Annotated in this window: 1 pseudogene; it reads right to left on the reverse strand. The window is 46.1% G+C overall.

Annotated features, from left to right (window positions below):
• Positions 1–607, reverse strand: a pseudogene (locus A3766_RS24330) (error-prone DNA polymerase); the annotation flags it as partial.

Here is a 607-nt window from a genome sequence, read left to right on the forward strand (position 1 = left end):
GCTCAAGTCTCGTTGGTGGTATTGTTGAATAAGGGAAAATGTCTTACGGATAGCGCTGAGCATACCGAGCGCCAATACATCGACTTTCAGTAGCCCAAGGCTTTCCAGGTCATCTTTATCCCATTGAATGACGGTACGTGCCTCCATACTGGCATTTTCGACAGGTACGAGTTCGTATAGCGGTCCGGATGAAATGACAAAGCCACCAACATGTTGTGAAAGGTGACGAGGAAATCCCATAATTTCATTAACGAGATTAATAAACTGCTGGCCTTTACCTGTGTCTGGGTTGAGTCCTAATTCGATGATCTGTGACTGCCAAGTCAAGCTGTGGTCACGTCGATTAACGTTCTTAATAAAAAACTCAAGTTGTGTTTCGGCGATACCTAAGGCTTTACCAACATCCCTGACGGCGCTTTTAAAGCGATAAGTGATGACGCTTGCAGCTAAGGCTGCTCGTTCTCGGCCGTATTTCTGATAAATATACTGAATGACTTCTTCACGGCGTTCGTGTTCGAAATCGACGTCGATATCAGGCGGCTCATTGCGCTCCTTACTGATAAAGCGCTCAAACAATACAGATATCTGGCGAGGGTCGACAGAGGTG

This window comes from Oleiphilus sp. HI0132 (genome assembly GCF_001635845.1).